Genomic DNA, 17,753 nt, shown 5'->3' with positions numbered 1-17,753 from the left:
TGTTCACTCAGGGCTGTAAACATCAAAACCCCCCGTTCCGTTCCGTATCCTGTGCCCGCTCGTTCCCGGTCTGTTCGCCCGCAAGCTCTCTCAGAAGCAGTGCGAGTACGCTCCGTACACTCTCCATACGAATTTCCGCACGGTCGCCGTTCAACCGCAGGGCTGCCACTTTTCCGCCACCGGCAGAACCGGAGTCGGACGTGAGGGGCCCGTCGACGGCCACGAAGACCGTCCCGACGGGCTTGCCGTCCTGCGGTTCGGGCCCGGCGACCCCGGTCGTCGCGATGCCCCAGTCGGCTCCCAGGGCCTTGCGGACCCCGGCTGCCATCTGGGCCGCGACCTGCGGATCCACCGCCCCCTGCACCGCCAGCAGAGCTGCGTCGACGCCCAGCAGCTCGTGCTTCAGCTCGGTGGCGTAGGCGGTGACCGAACCCCGGAAGACCTTGGACGCCCCGGGGACGGCCGTGATCTCCGCCGCGACGAGACCACCGGTGAGCGACTCCGCAACGGCGAGACTCTCGCCCCTCACGGTCAGTAGTCGCACCAGTTCGGTGGCCGGGGAACTCACGCTTCCTTCTCCTCCAACGCGGCCGCGCGCTCGGCGATTCCCCGCCGGCGCAGCACAATGGCTTGTCTCACGTAGTCGAGGCCGGTGACGACGGTCAGGACGACCGCCACGGCCATCACCCAGAACCTCAGGGTGGCCAGCCACCCCGTCAGTGCCAGGACGTACATCCCGACAGCCACGCCCTGGGTGAGCGTCTTGAGCTTGCCGCCCCGGCTCGCGGGGATCACGCCGTAGCGAATGACCAGAAAACGCAGCAGGGTGATGCCGAGTTCCCGGCCGAGGATCACGGCCGTCACCCACCACGGGAGATCGCCCAGGGCGGACAGACAGATGAGCGCCGCCCCCATGATCGCCTTGTCGGCGATGGGGTCGGCGATCTTCCCGAAGTCGGTGACCAGGTTGTAGGTGCGCGCCAGATGCCCGTCGAACAGGTCGGTGATCATGGCGACGGCGAAGGCCGCCCAGGCCAGCGAGCGCCAGGCCGGGTCGTAGCCGCCGTCCGCCAGCATCAGCGCCACGAAACCGGGCACCAGCAGCAGCCGGAGCATCGTCAGCAGATTGGCGACGTTCCACAGGCTGGCCTGGTTGACGGCCGCGGCCGCGATCTTCGCGCCGCGCGGGTGCTTCGCACCTTCGGCAGCGGAGTCGGAAGCAGAACCGGAGACCTCGGAAACAGCGCCGTCGGCAGCGGCGGCGGAACCCCGCGCGCCCTGCGCGCCGGAGGAGCCGCCCGCGGCGGATGCCGGGACTCCGGTCATCTGCCCGCCTCCTCACTACACGCGAGCGAGCCCGTCAGCGGCTCGGCAACCAGGTCGACACCTTCCGTACCGACCACCTTCGCCTCGACCATACGTCCGACGCTCAGGCCCTCGCCGCTCGTGAGCAGCACCTGTCCGTCCGTCTCCGGCGCCTGGTGCGCGGCACGGCCGTACACGCCATCCTCCTCGTCCACGGACTCCACGAGGACGTGCACGGTCTCGCCGACGCGCTCCTCGGCACGCTGCGAGACGAGTTCCTCGGCGAGCCGGGAGATGTGGGCCAGGCGCTCGGCGACGACGTCCTCGTCGAGCTTGTTCTCATACGTCGCCGCCTCCGTGCCCTCCTCGTCGGAGTAGCCGAAGACACCGATGGCGTCCAGGCGGGCGCCGTTCAGGAAGCGCTCCAGCTCGGCCAGGTCCGCCTCGCTCTCGCCGGGGAAGCCGACGATGAAGTTGGAGCGCACACCGGCCTCGGGAGCCTTGCTGCGGATGGTGTCCAGCAACTCCAGGAAGCGGTCCGTGTCGCCGAAGCGGCGCATGGCGCGCAGCACGTCCGGCGCGGAGTGCTGGAAGGACAGGTCGAAGTAGGGGACGACCTTCGGGGTGGACGTCAGGACGTCGATCAGGCCCGGGCGCATCTCGGCCGGCTGCAGGTAGCTCACCCGCACCCGCTCGATGCCGTCGACCTCGGCCAGCTCCGGCAGCAGGGACTCCAGCAGACGGATGTCGCCCAGGTCCTTGCCGTAGGAGGTGTTGTTCTCGGAGACCAGCATGATCTCCTTCACGCCCTGCTCGCCCAGCCACCGCGTCTCGTTCAGCACGTCGCTGGGACGGCGGGAGATGAAGGAGCCGCGGAAGGACGGGATGGCGCAGAAGGAGCAGCGCCGGTCGCAGCCGGAGGCGAGCTTGACCGAGGCGACCGGGGCGCCGTCCAGGCGGCGGCGCAGGGGCGCGCGGGGGCCGGAGACGGGCGCGACCCCCTCCGGGAGGTCGGCCGGGCCGTGGCCGGGCAGCGCGACCGAGGCGGCCGACTCCTGCCGCTCGGCCGGGCTGATCGGCAGCAGCTTGCGCCGGTCACGCGGGGTGTGGGAGGCGTGGATGCCGCCGGACAGGATGGTCTGCAGGCGGTCGGAGATGTCGGCGTAGTCGTCGAAGCCGAGCACGCCGTCGGCCTCCGGCAGCGCCTCGGCGAGTTCCTTGCCGTACCGCTCGGCCATGCAGCCCACCGCCACGACGGCCTGGGTTCTGCCGTGGTCCTTGAGGTCGTTGGCCTCCAGCAGGGCGTCGACGGAGTCCTTCTTGGCGGCTTCGACGAAGCCACAGGTGTTGACCACGGCGACGTCGGCGGCCGCGGCGTCCTCGACGAGCTGCCAGCCGTCCGCCTCCAAACGGCCTGCGAGCTCCTCCGAGTCCACCTCGTTACGGGCGCAGCCGAGAGTGACGAGAGCGACGGTACGGCGTTCAGGCATGGGCTCAAGACTACTTCGTCTGTCAGACACCCCATGTCGAAGGGGTTGGCCGATCTTGGCCAACCCCTTCGCGTCCGCTCCCCCAAGGGCCCGTCATCCGGCCTCGGGGTCGCCCTTCGTGTACGTGAGGCGTTCCACAGCGCCCGGCTGGAAGTTGTCCTCGATCTTCTTTCCGTTGACGTAGAGCTGGATCGCGCCGGCGTCACCGAGGATCAGGTTGATCTTGGAGCTGTCCTGGAAGGTCTTGGACTCGCCCTTCTTCAGCAGCCCGTCGAAGAGCATCCGGCCGTTGTGGTCCTTGGCGGAGATCCAGCTGCGCCCACCCGCCGCGCTGACCTGGACGGTCACCTTGTCCTGCGGGGCGGCCGCGATGGCGCTGTCGGACGCCTCGGAGGTCGGTGCGGCGGGCTTGTCCTTCTTGGGCGTGGGCGAGGCGGCCTTGCTGGGGGTGGGCGAGGTGGCGCCGTCGGCCACCTGCGACTTGGCGTCGCTCCCGCTGTCGCCGCCCTTGAAGGCGGTGAATCCGACGAAGCCGACGACGGCGACGATCGCGGCGACCATGGCCGCGGTCCAGTTGGGCCCGCGCCGCTCGGGGCGGATCCGTTCCGCCTCGAACAGGGGCGCCGCCGGAGTGGGTGCGGGCCGCCCGCCGTGCGCGGCGTCGAACTGCGCGATCAGCGGTGCGGGGTCGAGGCGTACGGCCTTGGCCAGCGTGCGGATGTGCCCACGGGCGTACACGTCTCCGCCGCAGGGGGCGAAGTCGTCCGCCTCGATGGCGTGCACGATGGCGATGCGGACACGAGTGGCGCTGCTGACGTCGTCGACGGTGAGCCCGGCCTCGATGCGCGCCTGCTTCAGGGCGCGTCCCACTGAGGGACGGGCTTCCTCCGACGCGTCCTGGAACGGACGCTCGTCTTCAGGGGAGTTGCCGATGGACACGGGGGCGCCTTTCGAGCGTGTGAGCCACCTGTGCTGGAGGTTCAGTCTAGGGGGGTCCGAAAGGATGGGGCGACCGGGCGGTGCTATTTGTACGCCATCAGAACGGCCGCTCATCCCAACGGCGGGCCAGGCGCGAAGCCCACACTGAGCCCCGAACCTGTCCTCTCGCTCAACTTGACGTGCAACAAAGGGAAACGGTTGCTCGCCGCTCTCTAACGGGTGCATCACGGTCCTGCCGCCACCCGGCGTAAACCCGACACGCCGGGCGGCCCGCTGCCCTACCCGACAGACTCCCCGCGAATCAGCGCGAGCACGCCGTCCAGTTCGTCAGGTTTCACAAGAACGTCACGCGCCTTGGAGCCCTCGCTGGGCCCGACGATGTTCCGGGACTCCATCAGGTCCATGAGCCGCCCGGCCTTGGCGAAGCCGACGCGCAGCTTGCGCTGGAGCATGGACGTCGACCCGAACTGGGTGGAGACCACCAGCTCGGCCGCCTGGCACAGCAGGTCGAGGTCGTCGCCGATGTCCTCGTCGATCTCCTTCTTCTGCTTGGTGCCGACGGTGACGTCGTCCCGGAAGACCGGCGCCATCTGGTCCTTGCAGTGCTGCACGACGGCCGCGACCTCGGCCTCGGTCACGAACGCGCCCTGCATACGGGTGGGCTTGTTCGCGCCCATCGGCAGGAACAGGCCGTCGCCCTTGCCGATCAGCTTCTCGGCGCCTGGCTGGTCGAGGATGACCCGCGAGTCGGCGAGCGAGGAGGTGGCGAACGCCAGCCGGGAGGGCACGTTGGCCTTGATCAGGCCGGTGACCACGTCGACCGACGGGCGCTGGGTGGCGAGCACCAGGTGGATGCCGGCCGCGCGCGCGAGCTGCGTGATGCGCACGATCGCGTCCTCGACGTCCCGCGGCGCGACCATCATCAGGTCCGCCAGCTCGTCCACGATCACCAGCAGGTACGGGTACGGCTGCAGCTCCCGCTCGCTGCCCTCGGGCAGCTTCACCTTGCCGTCGCGGATGGCCTGGTTGAAGTCGTCGATGTGCCGGAACCCGAACGCGGCCAGGTCGTCGTAGCGCAGGTCCATCTCGCGCACGACCCACTGCAGCGCCTCGGCGGCCCGCTTGGGGTTGGTGATGATCGGCGTGATCAGGTGCGGGATGCCCTCGTAGGCGGTCAGCTCGACGCGCTTGGGGTCGACCAGGATCATCCGGACGTCCTCCGGGGTCGCCCGCATCATGACCGAGGTGATCAGGCAGTTGATGCACGAGGACTTGCCGGAACCGGTCGCACCGGCGACGAGCATGTGCGGCATCTTCGCCAGCGAGTGCATCACGTACCCGCCCTCGACGTCCTTGCCGAAGGCGACCAGCATCGGGTCGTCGTCCTCGGCGGACTCCGCGAGGCGCAGCACGTCGCCGAGGTTGACCATCTCCCGGTCGGTGTTGGGGATCTCGATGCCGACCGCGGACTTGCCCGGGATGGGGCTGATGATCCGCACGTCCGGGCTGGCCACGGCGTACGCGATGTTCTTGGTCAGCGCGGTGATCCGCTCCACCTTGACGGCGGGGCCGAGCTGGACCTCGTAGCGGGTGACCGTCGGGCCACGGGTGAACCCGGTGACGTCGGCGTCCACCTTGAACTCGGAGAAGACGTTGCGCAGGGAGTCGACGATCGCGTCGTTCGCCTCGCTGCGGGCCTTGCCGGGGCCGCCGCGGGTGAGGAGGTCCAGCGACGGCAGCGAGTAGGTGATGTCCCCGGAGAGCTGGAGCTGCTCCGCGCGCGCGGGCAGGTCACGGGGCGCCTCGGGGGCCGCCTTCGTGAGGTCGGGGACGCTCGCGACCTTCAGCTTCTCCTGCTTGGGGCGCGCGGCGGGCGCGGGAACCGGTGCCGGCGTGGGCTCCGGCGACGGCGCGGGCACCGGTGTGGTCTCCTCGCGCTCGCCCACGCTCACGCCCTGGGTGAGGTCGGCGACGAGCGGGGACGGCGGCATGCCGTGCAGGACGGCACCGTCGAGGGCGGCAGCGGCGGCAGCGGCGACGTCCACCGCGTCCATCTGGCGCTGCAGATCGGGCTGGGGCACCGCCGAGCGCCGGGGGCGGCCGCGGCGCTGCGAGAGGGCCTCTTCCTCGGCGTTGTCGGGGTCGTACGCCGGGGGGGCGCTCCGGCGCTTTCGGGCGCGCGCGGGCAGCTCCTCGCGCCACTGCTCCTCGTAGCGCGTGTCGTCCTCGGAGGGCTCGTACTCCTCCGGGTCGGGCAGCAGGCCCAGGCGCACGCCGAGCGCACGCAGCCGCTGCGGGATGGCGTTGACCGGGGTGGCGGTCACCACGAGCAGCCCGAAGATCGTCAGCAGCACCAGCAGCGGTACCGCGAGCACCTCGCTCATGGTGTACGTCAGGGGGGTCGCCGCAGCCCAGCCGATGAGGCCGCCCGCGTCCCTTATGGCCTGCATGCCGTCGCTGCGGGCGGGCGAGCCGCAGGCGATGTGGACCTGGCCGAGCACGCCGAGGACGAGCGCGGACAGGCCGATCACGATGCGCCCGTTGGCCTCCGGCTTCTCCGGGTGCCGGATGAACCGTACGGCGATCACCGCGAGCAGTATCGGCACCAGCAGGTCGAGCCGGCCGAAGGCGCCGGTGACCAGGATCTCCACCAGGTCGCCGACGGGACCGCGCAGATCGGCCCAGGTGCCGGCGGCGACGATCAGCGCGATGCCGAAGAGCAGCAGCGCGACGCCGTCCTTGCGGTGGGCCGGGTCGAGGTTCTTCGCGCCCTGCCCTATGCCCCGGAAGACGGCGCCGACCGCGTGCGCGAGACCGAGCCAGACAGCGCGCACGAGCCGGTACACGCCCCCCGTGGGATTCGGTGCCGGCTTGGGGGGCGCGGCCTTCTTGGCCGGAGCCTTCTTGGCGGGCGCCTTCTTGGCCGGGGCCTTCTTCGCTGCGGCCTTCTTCGCCGGAGCCTTCGCGGGAGCGGCCGCCTTCTTCGCGGGCTGCTTCTTGGCTGCGGAGGGACGTGAGGCCATGGGTGTGAGATTACCGGGGGAGACGACAGTGGACACGCGTGCCCACTGCTTCACCCGTTCGTGTCGCCCCTGCCGGCGCGCGGAACTGACGCACGCTCATGGGCAACTGCGCTCCCCGCGAGCGTCAGTTCTGCGTCGGCACCGACGCGGCCCCGCTGCCCGTGCCGGGCTCCAGCGCATCGAGCGCGCGGCGCAACCCGGTGAGTTTGCGTTCCAGATGGGCGGCCGTGGCCACCGCCGCCGCGTCCGCGGACTCGTCGTCCAGCTGCTTGGACAGCGCCTCCGCCTGCTCCTCGACGGCCGCGAGCCGCGCGGACAGCTCGGCGAGCAGCCCGGCCGGCTCCTTGCCGCCGACCGCGCCCTTGCCGCCGCCCTCCAACTGGAGCCGCAGCAGCGCCGCCTGCTCGCGCAGCTGGCAGTTCTTCATGTACAGCTCGACGAAGACGGACACCTTCGCGCGCAGCACCCACGGGTCGAACGGCTTGGAGATGTAGTCGACCGCGCCCGCCGCGTAGCCCCGGAAGGTGTGGTGGGGACCGTGGTTGATCGCGGTGAGGAAGATGATCGGGATGTCCCGGGTCCGCTCCCGCCGCTTGATGTGCGCGGCGGTCTCGAAACCGTCCATGCCCGGCATCTGGACATCCAGCAGAATGACCGCGAAGTCGTCCGTGAGCAGTGCTTTGAGCGCTTCCTCCCCGGACGATGCCCGCACCAGCGTCTGATCGAGCGCAGAGAGGATGGCCTCCAGCGCCAGCAGATTCTCCGGCCGGTCATCGACCAGGAGGATCTTGGCCTTCTGCACCATGGCCCGCCCTCCTCGCCCCGGCGGTACACCGGGCGCCGCCCCAGGGGACGACTCCCTTTCGCCGCCCGTCCTTGTGCCGGTCATCGTAGCCGCACCCCGCCTGTCGCCACACCCTGTCACCGCGATGTCACTGTGCACGCAACGGAAACGCCGCGAGAGACCGGAAAGTTCCCGGAATCCGGGATTCCCACACGTCCCCGGTCCCTTCGGAACGACAACTCCGCGTGCACACCCAGGGTTCCCGCAGCGTTCACATCCGCGCCGGTCACCCCGTCACTCCTCACGCATCCACTGCCGCATGACCGTCAGCAGATGGTCCGGATCGACCGGCTTCGTCACGTAGTCGGAGGCGCCCGACTCGATCGCCTTCTCCCGGTCGCCCTTCATCGCCTTCGCGGTCAGCGCGATGATCGGCAGCCCGGCGAACTGCGGCATCCTGCGGATCGCCGTGGTCGTCGCGTACCCGTCCATCTCGGGCATCATGATGTCCATCAGCACAACCGCCACGTCGTCGTGCTGCTCCAGCACCTCGATGCCCTCGCGGCCGTTCTCGGCGTACAGCACCGACAGCCCGTGCTGCTCCAGGACGCTGGTGAGCGCGAACACGTTGCGGATGTCGTCGTCGACGATCAGCACCTTCTCGCCGCCGAACCGCACCGCGCGCGCCTGCTGCGGCGTGCTCTCCTGCTCGCCGACCGTCGCCCACTGCTCGGGCCGGTGCTCGACCGGCGGCAGACTCCGGCGGCGGCGCCGGAAGAGCGCAGCGGCGCCGTTCTGCGTCTCCTGGTACGACTTCACCTCCGCCGGCGTCTCGAACTCCACGGCGGACAGCTCGGACGACAGCTCGGCCGCGGAGGCGACCAGCTCGCCGGCCCCCAGCGGGGTCACGGACTGCTGGTAGCCCTGCGGCGGGAGTTCGCTCGGGTGCAGCGGCAGGTACAGCGTGAACGTCGAGCCGCGGCCCGGTTCGCTCTGCGCGTGGATCTCACCGCCGAGCAGCTGTGCGATCTCCCGCGAGATCGACAGGCCGAGGCCCGTGCCGCCGTACTTGCGGCTGGTCGTGCCGTCCGCCTGCTTGAACGCCTCGAAGATGACCCGCATCTTGCTGGCCGCGATACCGATGCCGGTGTCGGTCACCGAGAACGCGATCAGCGGCGCGTCCGGATCGCTGAGCGCGCCGGCCTCCAGCAACTGCTCACGGATGACCTGCGGCACACCGCCACCGGCGGGCCGGATCACCAGCTCCACCGACCCGGAGTCGGTGAACTTCACCGCGTTCGACAGCAGGTTCCGCAGCACCTGCAGCAGCCGCTGCTCGTCGGTGTGCAGGGTCGCGGGCAGCTCCGGGGAGACCCGTACGGACAGGTCCAGGCCCTTCTCCGCGGTCAACGGCCGGAAGGTGGCCTCCACGTAGTCCACGAGCTGGACGAGCGCGATACGCGTTGGGGAGACGTCCATCTTGCCCGCCTCGACCTTCGACAGGTCGAGGATGTCGTTGATCAGCTGGAGCAGGTCGGAGCCCGCGCCGTGGATGGTCTCGGCGAACTCCACCTGCTTCGGGGTGAGGTTGGTGTCCGCGTTGTCGGCGAGGAGCTTGGCCAGGATCAGCAGCGAGTTGAGCGGCGTACGCAGCTCGTGCGACATGTTAGCGAGGAACTCGCTCTTGTAGCGCATCGACACCGCGAGCTGTTCGGCGCGCTCCTCCAGAACCTGCCGCGCCTCCTCGATCTCGGTGTTCTTCACCTCGATGTCCCGGTTCTGCCGGGCCAGCAGCTCGGCCTTCTCCTCCAGTTCGGCGTTGGAGGCCTGCAGCGCCTTCTGCCGGTTCTCCAACTCCGCCGACCGCTCACGGAGTTGCTCGGTCAGCTCCTGCGACTGCTTCAGCAGCTGCTCGGTCTTGGTGTTGACCGAGATGGTGTTGACGCTGGTCGCGATCATCTCGGCGATCTGGTTGAGGAAGTCCTTCTGGATCTGCGTGAACGGTGTGAAGGACGCCAGCTCGATCACCCCGAGCACCTTGCCCTCGAAGAGGACCGGCAACACGATCACCTGCGCGGGCGGGGCCTCGCCGAGCCCGGAGGAGATCTTCAGATAGCCGCTGGGCGCGTTCTCGACCAGGATCGTGCGTTTCTCCTTGGCGGCCGTGCCGATCAGCGCCTCACCGGGCCGGAACGACGTCGGCATGGAGCCCATCGAGTAGCCGTACGAGCCGAGCATCCGCAGCTCGTAGCGGTCCTCGGCGTCGCCGCTGAGGTCCTGGCCCTCCATCAGCGGCATCGTCAGGAAGAACGCCCCGTGCTGCGCGGAGACCACCGGCGTCAGCTCGCTCATGATGAGCGAGGCCACGTCCTCCAGGTCCCGGCGGCCCTGCATCAGCGCGGAGATGCGGGCGAGGTTGCCCTTGAGCCAGTCCTGCTCCTTGTTGGCGATCGTGGTGTCGCGCAGGTTGGCGATCATCTTGTTGATGTAGTCCTGCAGTTCCTGGATCTCGCCGGACGCGTCGACGTCGATCTTCAGGTTGAGGTCGCCGCGGGTCACCGCGGTCGCCACGCGCGCGATGGCGCGCACCTGCCGGGTCAGGTTCCCGGCCATCTCGTTCACCGACTCGGTGAGGTCCCGCCAGGTGCCGTCGACGTCACGCACGCGTGCCTGACCGCCGAGCTGCCCCTCGGTGCCCACCTCGCGGGCGACCCGGGTGACCTCCTCGGCGAAGCTGGACAGCTGGTCGACCATCGTGTTGATCGTCGTCTTCAGTTCGAGGATCTCACCGCGGGCGTCGATGTCGATCTTCTTCGTCAGGTCACCCTTGGCGATGGCCGTGGTCACCATGGCGATGTTGCGCACCTGACCGGTCAGGTTGGACGCCATCTGGTTCACGGACTCGGTGAGGTCCTTCCACGTACCGGCCACGCCCGGTACGTGCGCCTGTCCGCCCAGGATGCCGTCCGTGCCCACCTCACGGGCCACCTTGGTGACCTGGTCGGCGAACGAACTCAGCGTCTTCACCATCGTGTTGAAGGTGTCGGCGAGCTGCGCCACCTCACCGCTCGCCTCGATCGTCACCTGACGCGTCAGGTCACCGTTGGCGACGGCCGCGGCCACCTGGGAGATGTTCCGCACCTGCATGGTCAGGTTGTTGGCCATCAGGTTCACGTTGTTGCTCAGGTCCTTCCAGATGCCCGTGACACCCGGAACGTGCGCCTGGCCGCCCAGGATGCCCTCGGTGCCCACCTCACGGGCCACCCGGGTCACCTGCTCGGCGAAGCTGGACAGCTGGTCGACCATCGTGTTGACGGTCGTGACGAGTTCGAGGATCTCGCCCTTCGCGTCAACGGTGATCTTCTTGGACAGGTCGCCCTTGGCGACCGCCGTCGTGACCTCGGCGATGTTGCGCACCTGGATCGTCAGGTTGTTCGCCATGAAGTTCACGGACTGCGTGAGGTCCTTCCAGGTGCCGGAGACGCCCTGGACCTCGGCCTGACCGCCGAGGATGCCCTCCGTGCCCACCTCACGGGCCACACGTGTGACCTCCTGGGCGAACGACGACAGCTGGTCGACCATCGTGTTCAGGGTGTTCTTCAGCTCCAGGATCTCCCCGCGCGCGTCCACGGTGATCTTCTGGGAGAGGTCACCGCGGGCCACAGCGGTGGCGACCTGGGCGATGTTTCGCACCTGGGCGGTGAGGTTGCCGGCCATGCCGTTCACGGAGTCGGTGAGGTCCCGCCACACACCGGCCACGCCCGGCACCTGCGCCTGACCGCCGAGCCGCCCCTCCGTACCCACGTCGCGGGCGACCCGGGTCACCTGGTCCGCGAAGGCGGAGAGCTGGTCGACCATCGTGTTGATGGTGTTCTTCAGCTCCAGGATCTCCCCGCGCGCGTCGACGTCGATCTTCTGCGAGAGGTCACCGTTGGCCACCGCCGTCGTCACCTGGGCGATGTTGCGCACCTGCGAGGTGAGGTTTCCGGCCATGAAGTTGACGGAGTCCGTCAACTCCTTCCAGGTGCCCGAGACACCGTCCACCTGGGCCTGACCGCCCAGCCGGCCCTCCGTACCCACGTCCCGGGCCATCCGCGTGACCTGGTCGGCGAACGAGGACAGCTGGTCCACCATCGTGTTCACGGTGTTCTTCAGCTGGAGCATCTCGCCGGACACGTCGACGGTGACCTTCTGGGAGAGGTCACCGTTGGCCACCGCCGTCGTCACCTGGGCGATGTTGCGCACCTGACCGGTCAGGTTGCGGAACGCCGTGTTGACGGAGTCCGTCAGGTCCTTCCACGTACCGGCCGCACCCGACACCTGCGCCTGGCCGCCCAGTTCACCCTCGACGCCGATCTCCCGAGCGACCCGGGTCACCTCGGAACCGAACGCCGACAGCTGGTCCACCATGCCGTTGACGGTGTTCTTCAGCTCCAGCATCTCGCCGGCCACGTCCACGGTGACCTTCTGCGACAGGTCGCCGCTCGCCACGGCGGTCGTCACCGCGGCGATGTCCCTCACCTGTGTGGTCAGATTCCGGAACACCGTGTTGACGGAGTCCGTCAGGTCCTTCCACGTACCGGCCGCGCCCGGCACGTTCGCCTGCCCGCCGAGCCGCCCCTCCCCACCGACCTCGTTGGCCACACGTGTGACCTCGTCCGCGAAGATCCGCAGCGTCTCCGTCATCTGGTTGATCGTCTCGGCGAGCTGCGCGACCTCGCCACGCGCCGGAACCGTCACCTTCTGCGACAGGTCACCGTTCGCGACCGCCGTCGTGACCTGGGAGATCCCCCGCACCTGCGCGGTCAGGTTGCCCGCCATCGTGTTGACGGAGTCGGTCAGCTCCTTCCACACGCCGGCCACCCCGGGCACCTGCGCCTGGCCGCCCAGGATGCCCTCGGTGCCCACCTCGCGGGCGACCCGGGTCACCTCGGAGGAGAAGGAGGACAGCTGCTCCACCATCGTGTTGACGGTGTTCTTCAGCTCCAGCATCTCGCCGGCGACATGGACGGTGACCTTGCGTGACAGGTCACCCCGCGCGACCGCCGTCGTCACCAGGGCGATGTCGCGCACCTGAGCGGTGAGCCGGTTCGCCATCGTGTTGACGGATTCGGTCAGATCCTTCCACGAACCGGACATACCGCGCACCCGGGCCTGGCCACCGAGCTTGCCCTCGGTGCCGACTTCGCTGGCCACGCGCGTGACCTCGTCGGTGAACGTCGACAGCTGGTCGACCAGATTGTTGACGGTACGGCCGACCTTCAGGAACTCGCCCCGCAGCGGATGCCCGGTGCCGTCGGGCGCCTGGGTGCGCAGGTCCATCCGCGGCGACAGATCACCCTCGGCCACCGCCGTCAGGACCCGGCTGACCTCCGAGACGGGCCAGACGAGATCGTCGACCAGCGCGTTGGAGTTGTCGATCGCGGCCGCCCACGAACCCTCGCAGGCGCCTGTTTCCAGCCGTTCCGTGAGCTTTCCCTCACGCCCGACCATGCGCCGCACCCGCGACAGCTCGCCGGTCAGATGCAGATTCCGGTCGGCGACCTCGTTGAAGACGGCGGCGATCTCCGACATCACGCCGTCGCCGGACACCGTGAGCCGTTTGCGGAAGTTTCCGTCACGCATCGACACGAGGGCCGCCAGCAGCCGGTTCAGGGCAGCCGTGTCCACGGCGGTGGTGCCGCCGTTCCTGCCCAGGGACGGTCCGCCCTTCGCGCGCGTCTTCGTGCCCCGCGTCGCTGCGCCAGACTCCACTGTGTCCCTCCCGAAGGGGTAGACCATCACTGCCGTGCTCACCGCGTCGGCCCGGCCGGCCGATCACCCGGATCACCGAATACTTCCGCGTACTCGTCACTGCTCGGTATTTCTGCCAGACGAGATCCGGCCACACCAGGGGCTGCTGCCCTCCGTACACGGAACACACGCAGCATGACCGGACCTTCATCAGAAGCTTGCCCAGTGTTTCACCCTGTCCGAACCAGGCCATAACAGTTCGGCAGCTTCGCACATCGTCCGCACACCCTGGGGGCGTAAACACCGGCGACCGGCATCCGCTCGGAGGGCGAAGGTAAGTAACCTTGCATGCGGCTGTCCAGCCACACCGGTCCGACCGGCCTGGGCGGTGGCACGAGCACGAGCGGGCATCGGAGGGGCGGCCGCAGACCATGACCACCGGACTGATCCCCGGGGGACATACCCCGGAGCCACGGCCGACGGGCGAGCGGATGCCGCAGCAGCGGCGCGAGCCGGACGGCCACGCTGCCCTGCACGTCGACAACCGGCCGAGGAGTTCTGTGATCACCGCGCGCGCGGCTGCCAGTTTCGAGCCCGTCGGGCGATCCGTCGCGACCGCCCGTTCCTTCGTCCGAGACACCCTCCAGGGCTGGGGCTTCGCCGAAGTCGTCGACGACGCGGTGGTCCTCACCAGCGAGTTGGTGACCAACGCAGTGGTGCACGCGGGCACACACGCGGAAGTGCTGTGCCTGCGCACCGAGGACGGCGTGCGCATCGAGGTCTCGGACCGCTACCCGGAGCGCGAAGTCCCCCTCCAGGCCTCGCCGGCCTCCATGGGCAGCCCCGACCGCGAGGGCGGCCGCGGCCTGCAGCTGTGCGCGGCCCTGGCCGCCCGCTGGGGCGTGGACTACACCCCCACCCACAAGAACGTCTGGTTCCATATCGACCTGCCCGAGCGTCCGGTCGGCACCCGCGCCGCCGGACCCTCCCTCCCCGCCGACCTCCTCCCGCTCGCCGACGGCCGGGTGCGTGTCGCGGTCCTCCAGATCGACCGGAAGGGCTCCATCAGCTCCTGGAACGAGGACGCGGAGGAGCTGTTCGGCTACCCGGCCCCCGATGTCATCGGCAAACCCCTCACCGACCTCGCCGCCTGGCCGCACACCCCGGGCACCGGCACCGGCATCGCCGAGGCCCTCCAGCTCTCACGCTGGGAGGGCAGTTACGGCGTCCGCGGCGCCGACGGCCGCGTGGCCCCGGTCTACGCCTCCCACCTCAGGGTCCGCGACACCGGCGGCGAACCCTCCACCGTGTGCCTCCTGGTACGGGACCACGAACGCGCCGTCCTGCAGACGCCGTTGCGCGTCCCCGCCACCGACCAGACGACCGGCTCCGACGGCCAGAGCACCGACCCCTTCGAGGTGTTCATCGGCTCCCCCGCCCCGGACGACCTCGATGGCCTGCTGCAGCGCACGGTCGAGCGCGCCCGCGACATGCTCGACGGCGACTCCGCGTTCCTGCTGCTGGCCACCGACGACGAGACCGAGCTGGAAGTCCGGGCCTCCACCGGCCTGCCCTCCGCCCGCCAGCGCTTCGCCCGCGTCCCGGTCGAGGCCGGCCCCGGCCGCTACGGCTCCGCGCGCATGCCCGCCGTCCACGACGACCTCACCGCCGTACCCGGCGCCGTACCGCTGCTGTCCGGCACCGGCATGCGCTCGGTCGTCACGGTCCCGCTGAAGGTCGAGGGCCGTCTCACGGGCTCCCTCGGCGTGGCGGCCGAGGCACCCGGCCGGTACTCCAACGAGGAGGCGCTGCGCCTGCAGTTCGCCGCCGACCGCATCGCCCTGGCCGTCGAATCGGCCCGCCTCGGCGAGCTGGAGCGGCTGCGCCGCGGCTCCCTGAGCTTCCTGGTCGAGGCCTCCGACCTGCTGGCCGGCACCCTGGACCGCGACCAGACCCTGGCCCTGATGGCCCAGATGACGGTCCCGACACTGGCCACCTGGTGCGCCGTCTACACGATCGCCGACCAGGCCTCCGAGCCATACCTGTCGTACGTGCTGCACGAGGACGAGGAACTCATCGACGGCATCAAGTCGTTGCTGTCGAAGGTCCCCGCGCCCGACCCGGTACCCACGCCCGGCGCCCGGGTCTGGACCGCCCCCGGCGAAGTCGCCCACCAGGCGGCCCTGCGCTCCTCGATGCGCAGCCTCGGCCTGTCCGGCGGCCCCACCCACCAGGTCGCCTCGGGCATCGGCCCGACGCTCGCGACGGCCTCCGCCGTCGGCGGCGAGACGGTCGTCCTGCCGCTCGTCGCCCGCAACCGCGTCATCGGCATGCTGACCCTGGGCAAGCCCACCGACGAGCACTTCCGGCAGGAGATCCTCGAACTGGCCGAGGACCTGAGCCGCCGGGCCGCACTCGCCCTCGACAACGCCCGCCTGTACTCGGAGCGCACGGCGATCAGCCAGTCCCTCCAGCGCAGCCTGCTCCCGCCCGGCCTGCCGCACATCAACGGCGTCGAGGTGGAGGTCATCTACCGCGCGGCCGGCGAGGGCAACGAGGTCGGCGGCGACTTCTACGACCTCTTCCCGATCGGCAACGGCGCCTACGGCTTCGCCATCGGCGATGTCTGCGGTACGGGCCCGAACGCGGCGGCGGTCACGGGCCTGGCCCGGCACGCCCTGCGCCTGCTGGCCCGCGAGGGCCTGTCCGGCCCGGCGGTCCTCGAACGCCTGAACTCCGCGATCCTCGACGAGGGCGACCGCAGCCGCTTCCTGACGCTGCTGTACGGCGAGTTGCGGCCGCAGGAGGACGGCAGCGCCGAGCTGAAGGTGGTCTGCGCCGGCCACCCCCTCCCGCTGCGGCTGCGCCAGGACGGCACGGTGTCGGCTGCGGCCGAGCCCCAGCCGCTGCTCGGCGTCATCGAGGACCTGGAGCTGTACGAGGAGACGGTCACGCTCGACCCCGGTGACGTCCTCCTCTGCGTCACGGACGGCGTCACCGAACGCCGCGAGGGCACGCGCATGCTGGGCGACGACGGCCTCGCCGACGTCCTCACCACCTGCACCGGGCTCACCGCGGGCGCGGTCGCGGCACGCATCATGCGCGCCGTGGAACGCTTCGCGTCCGACGCCCCGTCCGACGACATGGCGATCCTGGCGATGCGGGTCCCGGGGCTTCACAAGGACTGAGGCCCCCGGGCCCGCCCGGGCACCCGCACATACGACGAAGGCCCCGCCCGATAGGGCGAGGCCTTCTTTGTCGAGCCCCCAAACGGAATCGAACCGTTGACCTTCTCCTTACCATGGAGACGCTCTGCCGACTGAGCTATAGGGGCCTTGTCGTTTTCGAGGTTTCCCTCGCGGCGACAAGAAAAGAGTACCCCGAGCAGGCCCGTTTCCCAAATTCGTTCGGTGCCCGTTCAGAAGGCGGGCTGAAGCAAACCCCCAAGGGCGTTGCAGGCAGAGACGATCCGCTGCATCTCACGCTTCGTCAGGGAGGCGTCCACGGGCAGCGCGAGCGTCTCGTCCGCGGCCCGCTCGGTCGCCGGCAGCGCCACACAGCGCCGGAACTCGGGCAGCCGGTGCACGGGCGTCTTCACGGGAACGCGGCACTCAACTCCCCTGGCCCGCAGGGCCCGGGCGAAGGCATCGCGGTCCGGCCGGCCATTGCCCGGCACCCGCACCACGTACTGCTGGTAGGTGTGTCCGTCGCCCCCGTCCGGGGTGCTCACACCCTTCAGCTTGGCGTCGAGATAGGCGGCCCGCTCCCTGCGCTGCGCCATCTCGTCGTACGGCGCCTCGGACTCACCCTGTTCCAGGACGAGCAGTCCGTGCCGCTGTCCGACCTCGTGCAGCCGTGTGATGTCCGCGCGCCGGCCGAATCGGTGAACGACAACGACCGCTACGGTTCGAGGAGTTACGGCCGCTTCGACAGCCGACGGGTCGAGGCAGTAGGTGACCGGATCTATGTCGGCGAACACCGGGAGCGCACCCGCCTGGGTCACGGCCTCGGCCACTTCGACGTTCCCGAAGGCCGGTACGACGACCTCGTCACCGACTCCGACGCCGGCGGCCCTGAGCATTGCAGCAGTACCCATGTGCTGGATGCTCGGCGCGCAACGTGAACGACACGTTAAGCACAACGTAAAAAGGTCGGACCCTGAACCGAAGTTCAGGGTCCGACCTTTTCAAATTTTGTTCGGCGGCGTCCTACTCTCCCACAGGGTCCCCCCTGCAGTACCATCGGCGCTGTGAGGCTTAGCTTCCGGGTTCGGAATGTAACCGGGCGTTTCCCTCACGCTATGACCACCGAAACACTATGAAACAATCAACAACCGACGGCTGTTCGTGGTTTCAGAACCAACACAGTGAACGCGAGCGTCTGAGGACAAGCCCTCGGCCTATTAGTACCAGTCAACTCCACCCGTTACCGGGCTTCCATATCTGGCCTATCAACCCAGTCGTCTACTGGGAGCCTTAC

The 17,753-nt window shown here is 69.5% G+C and carries 9 protein-coding genes, 1 tRNA gene and 2 rRNA genes; 1 reads left to right on the top strand and 11 read right to left on the bottom strand.

What is annotated here, in order from left to right:
• Window positions 1-22: 22 nt before the first annotated feature.
• The 7 genes from ACFYZZ_RS00060 to ACFYZZ_RS00030 form a co-directional block, all read right to left on the bottom strand.
• Window positions 23-568, bottom strand: a complete 546-nt coding sequence (locus tag ACFYZZ_RS00060; RefSeq protein ID WP_389169422.1) for a CinA family protein — start codon at window positions 566-568, stop codon at window positions 23-25.
• The gene (gene pgsA, locus ACFYZZ_RS00055; protein WP_389169419.1) at window positions 565-1,326 is read right to left on the bottom strand and encodes a CDP-diacylglycerol--glycerol-3-phosphate 3-phosphatidyltransferase; all 762 of its coding nucleotides are present in this window, start codon (window positions 1,324-1,326) and stop codon (window positions 565-567) included. Before pgsA ends, ACFYZZ_RS00060 begins: the two co-directional genes overlap by 4 nt.
• Window positions 1,323-2,795, bottom strand: coding sequence for a 30S ribosomal protein S12 methylthiotransferase RimO (rimO, locus tag ACFYZZ_RS00050; RefSeq protein WP_389169416.1), 1,473 nt, complete (start codon window positions 2,793-2,795; stop codon window positions 1,323-1,325). Before rimO ends, pgsA begins: the two co-directional genes overlap by 4 nt.
• Before the next feature lie 93 nt (window positions 2,796-2,888).
• Window positions 2,889-3,734 carry a helix-turn-helix domain-containing protein gene (locus ACFYZZ_RS00045; protein ID WP_386581013.1) on the bottom strand — a complete coding sequence of 282 codons (846 nt, stop codon included), beginning with the start codon at window positions 3,732-3,734 and terminating at the stop codon, window positions 2,889-2,891.
• 278 nt (window positions 3,735-4,012) lie between these two features.
• Entirely contained in the window at window positions 4,013-6,757 is a 2,745-nt protein-coding gene (locus ACFYZZ_RS00040; protein WP_389169413.1) for a DNA translocase FtsK, read from the bottom strand.
• 124 nt (window positions 6,758-6,881) lie between these two features.
• A complete protein-coding gene (locus ACFYZZ_RS00035) occupies window positions 6,882-7,562 on the bottom strand; it encodes a two-component system response regulator (protein ID WP_389169410.1) in 681 nt (226 codons plus the stop codon).
• Window positions 7,563-7,835: 273 nt separating this feature from the next.
• The gene (locus ACFYZZ_RS00030) at window positions 7,836-13,295 is read right to left on the bottom strand and encodes a HAMP domain-containing protein (protein WP_389169407.1); all 5,460 of its coding nucleotides are present in this window, start codon (window positions 13,293-13,295) and stop codon (window positions 7,836-7,838) included.
• Between the two features lie 410 nt (window positions 13,296-13,705).
• On the opposite strand from ACFYZZ_RS00030, the gene ACFYZZ_RS00025 reads away from it, so the two are divergent.
• On the top strand, window positions 13,706-16,462 hold the full coding sequence (locus ACFYZZ_RS00025; RefSeq protein ID WP_389169404.1) for a SpoIIE family protein phosphatase: 2,757 nt from the start codon (window positions 13,706-13,708) through the stop codon (window positions 16,460-16,462).
• 73 nt (window positions 16,463-16,535) lie between these two features.
• On the opposite strand, the gene ACFYZZ_RS00020 is transcribed toward ACFYZZ_RS00025, so the two are convergent.
• The 4 genes from ACFYZZ_RS00020 to ACFYZZ_RS00005 form a co-directional block, all read right to left on the bottom strand.
• A tRNA-Thr gene (locus ACFYZZ_RS00020) sits at window positions 16,536-16,608 on the bottom strand.
• An 84-nt stretch (window positions 16,609-16,692) separates the two neighbouring features.
• Window positions 16,693-17,355, bottom strand: a complete 663-nt coding sequence (locus ACFYZZ_RS00015) for a DegT/DnrJ/EryC1/StrS family aminotransferase (RefSeq protein WP_389171922.1) — start codon at window positions 17,353-17,355, stop codon at window positions 16,693-16,695.
• 114 nt (window positions 17,356-17,469) lie between these two features.
• A 5S ribosomal RNA gene (rrf, locus tag ACFYZZ_RS00010) occupies window positions 17,470-17,586 on the bottom strand.
• A 70-nt stretch (window positions 17,587-17,656) separates the two neighbouring features.
• Window positions 17,657-17,753, bottom strand: a 23S ribosomal RNA gene (locus ACFYZZ_RS00005); the annotation flags it as partial.

Origin of the sequence: Streptomyces sp. NPDC001816 (genome assembly GCF_042892235.1) — a bacterium.
GTDB lineage: Bacteria > Actinomycetota > Actinomycetes > Streptomycetales > Streptomycetaceae > Streptomyces.
This window is presented reverse-complemented; position numbering and strand designations above follow the sequence as displayed.

Bases quoted from the DNA above. Each gene is read 5' to 3' on its own strand.
- pgsA (WP_389169419.1), bottom strand. From the start codon at position 1,326: ATGACCGGAGTCCCGGCATCCGCCGCGGGCGGCTCCTCCGGCGCGCAG.
- rimO (WP_389169416.1), bottom strand. From the start codon at position 2,795: ATGCCTGAACGCCGTACCGTCGCTCTCGTCACTCTCGGCTGCGCCCGT.
- ACFYZZ_RS00040 (WP_389169413.1), bottom strand. From the start codon at position 6,757: ATGGCCTCACGTCCCTCCGCAGCCAAGAAGCAGCCCGCGAAGAAGGCG.
- ACFYZZ_RS00035 (WP_389169410.1), bottom strand. From the start codon at position 7,562: ATGGTGCAGAAGGCCAAGATCCTCCTGGTCGATGACCGGCCGGAGAAT.
- ACFYZZ_RS00025 (WP_389169404.1), top strand. From the start codon at position 13,706: ATGACCACCGGACTGATCCCCGGGGGACATACCCCGGAGCCACGGCCG.
- ACFYZZ_RS00015 (WP_389171922.1), bottom strand. From the start codon at position 17,355: ATGCTCAGGGCCGCCGGCGTCGGAGTCGGTGACGAGGTCGTCGTACCG.